The organism is Streptomyces sp. NPDC048057 (assembly GCF_040653095.1).
Classification (GTDB): domain Bacteria; phylum Actinomycetota; class Actinomycetes; order Streptomycetales; family Streptomycetaceae; genus Streptomyces.
This window is the reverse complement of the sequence record NZ_JBEZNF010000001.1, coordinates 455,591-463,284: the sequence shown is the minus strand read 5'-3', so window position 1 is coordinate 463,284 and position 7,694 is coordinate 455,591. Positions and strand designations below refer to the sequence as shown.

Genomic DNA, 7,694 nt, shown 5'->3' with positions numbered 1-7,694 from the left:
CACCCCGCCACCCACCAGGACGTGGGCAAAACCGTCAAACGCCCCGCGACACTAACCGAACGAAATCAAGCCCGATGTTAAGGATCAAGCCCAGAAGGCGTGGTGGTACCCCCAGCGCCCCTGATTCGCTGCCCCCGTCGTTCGCCTGCGGAGAGGGAAGCTCTGCGGTCACCCCCACACCCCCTGGGCGTGGGAGACGGAACTGTGCGAACAACCCACCACCGAGCCGCGGAGGCCAACGTTCCCGCAGGGAAACGGCGGATAGGTCCAGGGGCGCGCGGACCTCCGCGAGCAAGCCGTCACCGGGGCCGCGGAGGGCAACGCGTCCGTACCGACTAGGCGATGCGGTCCAGGACGATCCGCGGCGGCGTGAAGGCGGTGCCCTCCGGCTCGATGTCGTACGCGTCGGTCAGCGACTCCAGCGCGTAGTCGAACTTCTCCGGGGTGTCGGTGTGCAGCGTCAGCAGCGGCTGGCCCGCCGTGACCGTCTCGCCCGGCTTGGCGTGCAGTTCGACGCCAGCGCCCGCCTGGACCGGGTCCTCCTTGCGGGCGCGGCCGGCGCCCAGGCGCCAGGCGGCGAGGCCGACGTCGTACGCGTCGAGCCGGGTGAGCACGCCGGACGCGGGCGCGGTGACGACGTGCTGCTCGCGCGCGGTCGGCAGCGGAGCGTCCGGGTCGCCGCCCTGCGCGCTGATCATGCGGCGCCACACGTCCATCGCGGAGCCGTCGGCCAGCGCCTTCGCCGGGTCGGCGTCGGGCAGCCCGGCCGCGGTCAGCATCTCGCGGGCGAGGGCGAGGGTCAGCTCGACGACGTCGGAGGGGCCGCCGCCGGCCAGCACCTCGACGGACTCGCGGACCTCCAGCGCGTTGCCGGCGGTCAGCCCGAGCGGGGTGGCCATGTCGGTGAGCAGGGCCACCGTCCGCACGCCGCTGTCGTTGCCGAGCGCGACCATGGTGGCGGCCAGTTCCCGGGCGTCCTCCAGGGTCTTCATGAAGGCGCCGGAGCCGACCTTGACGTCCAGGACCAGGGAGCCGGTGCCCTCGGCGATCTTCTTCGACATGATCGAGGAGGCGATCAGCGGGATGGCCTCGACGGTGCCGGTGACGTCCCGCAGTGCGTACAGCTTCTTGTCGGCGGGGGCGAGCCCGTCGCCGGCCGCGCAGATCACCGCGCCGGTGGTGTCGAGGACGTGCAGCATCTCCTCGTTGCTGAGCAGCGCGCGCCAGCCGGGGATGGACTCCAGCTTGTCGAGGGTGCCGCCGGTGTGGCCGAGGCCGCGGCCGGAGAGCTGGGGCACGGCCGCGCCGCAGGCGGCGACCAGCGGGGCGAGCGGCAGGGTGATCTTGTCGCCGACGCCGCCCGTGGAGTGCTTGTCCGCGGTGGGCCGGGTCAGCGAGCCGAAGTCCATGCGCTCGCCGGAGGCGATCATCGCGGCGGTCCAGCGGGCGATCTCGGTGCGGTTCATGCCGTTCAGCAGGATCGCCATCGCCAGTGCCGACATCTGTTCGTCGGCGACCGCGCCGCGGGTGTACGCGTCGATGACCCAGTCGATCTGCTCCCCGGTCAGCTCGCCCCGGTCCCGCTTGGTGCGGATGACGGAGATGACGTCCATGGGTGTTCCTCCTGTGGTGCGGGAAAACCTAGTGATGCGGAAATGCAGGGAATGCAGGAAATGCGGGAAAAGGGCCGCGGCCCCTCCGCCCGGGGGGTGGGTACCCGGGCGGAGGGGCCGCGCTCAGCGTGTCATGCCGGGTCGGCCGTCATGCCAGATGGGCCGGGCCGAACGGCTGCGGGAACAGCTCGGCGAGCGTGACCACGCCCTCGGGCGTGTCGAGCAGCAGCTCGGGCCCGCCGAACTCGAACAGCAGCTGACGGCACCGGCCGCACGGCACGAGGCGCGCGCCCCGGCCGTCGACGCAGGCGAAGTGCGTCAGCCGGCCGCCGCCGGTGAGCTGGAGCTGGGAGACCAGCCCGCACTCGGCGCACAGCGACAGGCCGTACGAGGCGTTCTCGACGTTGCAGCCGGTCACGGTGCGGCCGTCGTCGACGCGGGCGGCCACGCCGACCGGGTAGTCGGAGTACGGGACGTACGCCCGGCCCATCGCCGTGCGCGCCAGCTCCCGCAGCGACTCCCAGTCGAACGCGTCCGCCGCGCCGGCGGCGTCGGGCGCGGTCACTTGCCCTGGCCCTTGCGGTAGCGCATGCCGTCCGCCTTCGGCATTCTCAGCCGTTGCGCGGAGAGCGACAGCACGAGCAGCGTCACGACGTACGGGGTCGCGGTGACGAACTCCGTCGGGACGGTGTCGGTGCCCAGGTACCAGACCAGGACGCCCGCGGCGATGACGGCACTGATCGTGGCCGGCACGAAGCTCTTGCGGTAGAACTTCCAGATCGCGATTCCGACCAGCACCACGACCAGCAGCAGGAGCAGCGCGTGCACGGACTGGCCGCCGTTGCGCAGCTGGAGCGCGTCGGCGTAGCCGAAGAGGCCGGCGCCCATGGCGAGCCCGCCGGGCCGCCAGTTGCCGAAGATCATCGCCGCGAGGCCGATGTAGCCGCGACCACCGGTCTGGCCCTCGTTGTAGATGTGCGAGGTGACCAGGGCGAGGAAGGCGCCGCCGAGGCCGGCCATGCCGCCGGAGGCGATGACGGCGATGTACTTGTACTTGTAGACGTTCACGCCCAGGGACTCGGCCGCGATCGGGTTCTCGCCGCAGGAGCGCAGGCGCAGTCCGAAGCCGGTCTTCCACAGCACCACGAAGGTCGCGACGAAGAGCAGGATCGCCACGATCGTCAGCAGCGAGACGTTGGTGACCAGACCGCCGAGGACGCCCGCGAGGTCGGAGACGAAGAACCACTCGTGCTTCTCGATCGACTTCAGGCCGTCGGAGAGCCCGGGGATCGTGACCGTGCCGATGTCGTCGGACGGCGGCGACTGCTTGGGGCTGCCGCCCTTGGCCGCCGCTTCGCCGGAGTTGAACCACAGCTTGGCGAAGTAGGTGGTGATGCCGAGCGCGAGGATGTTGATCGCGATGCCGGAGATGATGTGGTCGACGCCGAAGGTGACCGTCGCGATCGCGTGCAGCAGACCGCCGAACATGCCGCCGAGGACGCCGGCGAGCACGCCGATCCAGGGGTCGGTCTGCCAGCCGGCCCAGGCGCCGAAGAAGGTGCCGAGGATCATCATGCCTTCGAGGCCGATGTTGACCACGCCCGCGCGCTCCGCCCACAGGCCGCCGAGGCCGGCGAGACCGATCGGCACGGCCATCGACAGTGCGGCGCTGATCTGGCCGGAGGAGGTGATGTCCTCCGCGCCGGTGATCACCCGGACCGCGGAGAGGGCGATCAGTGCGCCCGCGATCAGCAGCAGGATGACGGGGAAGGACAGGCGGGTGCGCCCGCCCTTGCCGCCACTCACCTTGGGTGCGGTGGGCGGCGGAGTCGAGGTCGCCGTGGCGCTCACGCCGACACCTCCTGCTTGTCGGTGTTGCCGTTGCCGTTGCTGTTGTTGCGGGCCTGGGCGGCGAGCTTGGCGCCGACCTGCCGCTGCTGGCGCTTGAGGCCGTAGCGGCGTACGACCTCGTACGCGATGACGACGCACAGGACGATGACGCCCTGGATGACGCCGACGATCTCCTTGTCGTAGCCCTTGAATTCGAGCTGGCCGCTGCCGCGCTCCAGGAAGGCCCAGAGCAGGGCGCCGAGCGCGATGCCGACGGGGTGGTTGCGGCCGAGGAGGGCGATGGCGATGCCGGTGAAGCCGATGCCGAGGGGGAAGTCACCGCTGTACTCGTAGCTGTCGTTCAGCAGGGTCGGCATGCCGACCAGGCCGGCGATGGCGCCGGAGATCAGCATGGAGGTCACGACCATCCGCTTCACGTTCACCCCGCTGGCCTCGGCGGCGGAGCCGGACTGGCCGACGGTGCGCAGGTCGAAGCCGAAGCGGGTGCGGGAGAGCGTGAACCAGTACGCGACGCCGGCGAGCGCGGCGACCACGATGAAGCCCCAGACGGGCGAGGGCTGGGTCGGGAACTCGAAGAAGTGCGCGGACTCCGGGATGGGCTTGGTGGAGACCTTGGTGCCGGCCTGGTCGAGGTGGCCGAGGCGGCCCTCCTGGAGCAGGTAGCCGATGATCGCGGTCGCGATGGCGTTCAGCATGATCGTGGAGACGACCTCGCTGACGCCGCGGGTGACCTTGAGGACACCGGCGATGCCGGCCCACATCGCGCCGACGATCATCGCGCAGAGGATGATCAGCGGGATCTGCACCGGGCCGGGCAGGGTGAGGGCGCCGCCGAGCGCGGCGGCGAAGAAGGCGGCGAGCCGGTACTGGCCGTCGACGCCGATGTTGAACAGGTTCATGCGGAAGCCGAGGGCGACCGCGAGGCCCGCGAGGTAGTAGGTCGTGGCCTTGTTGAGGATGTAGACCTGGCTGTCCGACTTCGAGCCGTAGTCGAACATGATGCTGAAGGCGTTGAACGGCTCCTTGCCGGTCGTGGCCAGGACGAGCGCGGTGACCAGGAAGGCCACCACGATCGCCAGCAGGGGGGCGGCGAGCCCGAGGAGCACCCGCTCCTTGTCGATCTTCTTCATCGGTCCTCTCCCCCGTCGGTGTCGCGCTCGGCGCTGGGGGTCTCGTCGCGGGGAGCGTCGGCGGCGGGCGCTTCGCCCGACTCGGCAGCCGACCCGCCGGAGGGGCCGTCGGCGTGCTCCAGGTGGCCGCTGGCCGCGCCGGTCATCGCCGAGCCCAGCTCCTCCGGGGTGATGGTCGCCGGGTCGGCGTCCGCCACCAGCCGGCCTCGGTACATCACGCGCAGCGTGTCGGAGAGCCCGATCAGCTCGTCCAGGTCGGCGGAGATCAGCAGCACCGCCAGGCCCTCGCGGCGCGCCTCGCGGATCTGGTCCCAGATCTGCGCCTGCGCGCCGACGTCCACGCCCCGGGTGGGGTGGGCGGCGATCAGCAGCTTCGGCCGGTGGCTCATCTCCCGGCCGACGATCAGCTTCTGCTGGTTGCCGCCGGAGAGGGAGGCGGCGGTGACGTCGATGCCGGGGGTGCGCACGTCGTACTCGCGCACGATCCGCGCGGTGTCGGCGCGCGCCGCCTTCAGGTCGAGGAAGACGCCCTTGCTGTTGGGCTTCTCGGTGACGTGGCCGAGGATGCGGTTCTCCCACAGCGGGGCTTCCAGCAGCAGGCCGTGGCGGTGCCGGTCCTCGGGGATGACGGCCATGCCGTCCTCGCGCCGCTTGCGGGTGGGCCGGTGGGAGATGTCCTGCCCGTCGAGGGTGACGGTGCCGACGTCCGGGCTGCGCATGCCCATGATCGCCTCGACCAGTTCGGACTGGCCGTTGCCCTCGACGCCGGCGATGCCGAGCACTTCGCCCTTGTGGATGGTGAAGTCGATGCCGTCGAGCACCGAGCGCACCACGCCGTCGGGGTCGGTGGCGGTCAGCCGCAGCCCGTCGACGGTGAGCATCGCGACGTCGGTGACGGTGGACTCGCGGGTCTCCGGCGAGGGGAGTTCGCTGCCGACCATCAGCTCCGCGAGCTGCTTGGTGGTGGTGGTCCGCGGGTCGGCGGTGCCGACCGTGGTGCCGCGCCGGATGACGGTGATGTCGTCGGCGACCGACAGCACCTCGCCGAGCTTGTGCGAGATGAAGATGACGGTCAGGCCCTCGGCCTTCAGCTCCCGCAGGTTGTCGAAGAGGGCGTCGACCTCCTGCGGCACCAGGACGGCGGTGGGCTCGTCGAGGATCAGCGTGCGGGCGCCACGGTAGAGGACCTTGAGGATCTCCACCCGCTGGCGGTCGGCGACGCCGAGGTCCTCCACGTACGCGTCGGGGCGGATGCCGAGGCCGTACGCGTCCGAGATCTCCTTGATCTTGGCGCGGGCCCGGTCGCCGATGCCGTACAGCTTCTCCGAGCCGAGGACGACGTTCTCCAGCACGGTGAGGTAGTCGGCGAGCATGAAGTGCTGGTGCACCATGCCGATGCCGCGGTCGATGGCGTCGCCGGGGTTGTTGAAGGACGCCTGCTCGCCGTCGATGGTGATGGTGCCCTCGTCCGGCTTCTGCATGCCGTAGAGGATCTTCATCAGGGTGGACTTGCCCGCGCCGTTCTCGCCGACGAGGGCGTGGACGGTACCGCGGCGCACGGTGATGTCGATGTCGTGGTTGGCCACGACTCCGGGGAATCGTTTGGTGATGCCGCGGAGCTCTACGGCATGGGGGCTGCTGGACGCGTTGATGGCGCACTCTCCCTGGGCAGGAGCGGAGGAGGAGCTGAGGCGGGGGTGTGGGCGAAAACTACCGCGCGCGATCGGTGTTACGCGATGCTACGCGCGTAGCGCCACCCCTGGAACCGGGACGGGCGGGCGACCTCGGGGGAAGGGGCCCTGCGGAGGTCCGGCGAGGGGGTTCGAAGAGGGGAACTCGACGGGAGGAGTTCGACGTGACCTCGGGCCCGGAGGAGCGGCGCGGCCGATCGTCCGGGCCCGAGGGCGTGTCCTGGGCGGCTCGTCCGACGGCGCGGGGCCGTCGGACCAGGGCCGTCAGATCGTGGACTTGACCTTGATCTGGCCGTCGACGATCTTCTTCTTCGCCTCGTCCAGCTTGGCCTGGATGTCCTTCAGGTGGTCACCGGTGGTGGTGAGGCTGACGCCGTCCTCCGCCAGCGAGTAGGTGTTGACGCCGGTCTTCGGCGAGCCGTCCTTGACGGACTTGGCCAGCTCGAAGACGCCGGTGTCGACGTTCTTGACGACCGAGGTCAGGATCGAGCCCGCGTACTTCGACAGGGCCGGGTCCTTGGCCTGGTCCGAGTCGACGCCGATGGCCCAGGAGCCCTTCTTCGCGGCGACGGCCTCGATGGCGCCGGCGCCGGAGCCGCCCGCAGCCGTGTAGACCACGTCGATGCCCTTGTCGAGCATGCCCTGGGCGGCCTGCTTGCCCTTGTCCGGGCTGCCGAAGCCGGAGAGGTCCGTACCGGTGGTCAGGTACTGGATCTGCACCGACGCCTTCGGGTTCGTCTCGGTGACGCCCTGCTGGAAGCCCGCGGCGAACTTCTTGATCAGCGGGAGGTCCACACCGCCGATGAAGCCGATCTTGCCGTCCTTGGACTTCAGCGCGGCGGCGACGCCGGCGAGGTAGGAGCCCTGCTCCTCGGTGAAGACGATGCTGTCGACGTTCTTCTGCTCGGAGACCGAGTCGACCAGGCCGAAGGTGGTCTTCGGGAACTTCGGCGCGATCTTGTCGACCGCGTCCTTGTACGCGAAGCCCACGGCGACGACGGGGTTGTACCCGCCCTCGGCAAGGGACGCCAGGCGCGACTCGCGGTCGGCCGGGGTCTCGCCGTGCTTGGCGGTGAGCTCCTTGACCTCGGCACCGAGGTCGGCCTTGGCCTTGTCGAGGCCGCGGGCCGCGGAGTCGTTGAAGGAGTTGTCGCCGCGTCCGCCGACGTCGTACGCCGCACCGATCTTCAGCTTGCCGTCGCTGGACGAGCTGGAGGAGGCGGAATCGGTGGACGACTCACCGCACGCGGTGGCAGTGAACGCGAGGGCCGCGGTCGTGATGCACGCGGCAGTGATCTTGGATACCCGGCGCAAGAGGAGGGGTCCCTTCAAGACTGACCTGAAGCGCCTCTTCCGGCGCTGGTTTTGCGGCGATCGTAACGCGCGTAGATGTCAGTTAAAGACCTGTT

6 protein-coding genes are annotated in these 7,694 nt (G+C 70.2%); all 6 read right to left on the bottom strand.

Going from position 1 to position 7,694, the window contains the following annotated elements; genetic code table 11:
- Positions 1 to 335 precede the first annotated feature (335 nt).
- Positions 336 to 1,613 (bottom strand): thymidine phosphorylase, encoded by a 1,278-nt coding sequence (locus tag AB0E05_RS02135; RefSeq protein WP_361957212.1) that lies wholly within the window; start codon positions 1,611 to 1,613, stop codon positions 336 to 338.
- A gap of 148 nt (positions 1,614 to 1,761) precedes the next feature.
- Positions 1,762 to 2,178 (bottom strand): cytidine deaminase, encoded by a 417-nt coding sequence (locus tag AB0E05_RS02130; RefSeq protein ID WP_361957209.1) that lies wholly within the window; start codon positions 2,176 to 2,178, stop codon positions 1,762 to 1,764.
- A complete protein-coding gene (locus tag AB0E05_RS02125; RefSeq protein ID WP_361957206.1) occupies positions 2,175 to 3,464 on the bottom strand; it encodes an ABC transporter permease in 1,290 nt (429 codons plus the stop codon). Before AB0E05_RS02125 ends, AB0E05_RS02130 begins: the two co-directional genes overlap by 4 nt.
- Positions 3,461 to 4,594: an ABC transporter permease gene (locus AB0E05_RS02120; RefSeq protein WP_361957203.1), complete on the bottom strand. Its 1,134-nt coding sequence runs from the start codon at positions 4,592 to 4,594 to the stop codon at positions 3,461 to 3,463. Before AB0E05_RS02120 ends, AB0E05_RS02125 begins: the two co-directional genes overlap by 4 nt.
- Entirely contained in the window at positions 4,591 to 6,246 is a 1,656-nt protein-coding gene (locus tag AB0E05_RS02115; RefSeq protein ID WP_361957274.1) for an ABC transporter ATP-binding protein, read from the bottom strand. Before AB0E05_RS02115 ends, AB0E05_RS02120 begins: the two co-directional genes overlap by 4 nt.
- Before the next feature lie 303 nt (positions 6,247 to 6,549).
- Entirely contained in the window at positions 6,550 to 7,599 is a 1,050-nt protein-coding gene (locus tag AB0E05_RS02110) for a BMP family ABC transporter substrate-binding protein (RefSeq protein ID WP_361957200.1), read from the bottom strand.
- Positions 7,600 to 7,694: the final 95 nt, after the last annotated feature.

Coding starts and splice junctions, on each gene's coding strand:
- AB0E05_RS02135 (WP_361957212.1), bottom strand. CDS start 1,613: ATGGACGTCATCTCCGTCATCCGCACCAAGCGGGACCGGGGCGAGCTG.
- AB0E05_RS02120 (WP_361957203.1), bottom strand. CDS start 4,594: ATGAAGAAGATCGACAAGGAGCGGGTGCTCCTCGGGCTCGCCGCCCCC.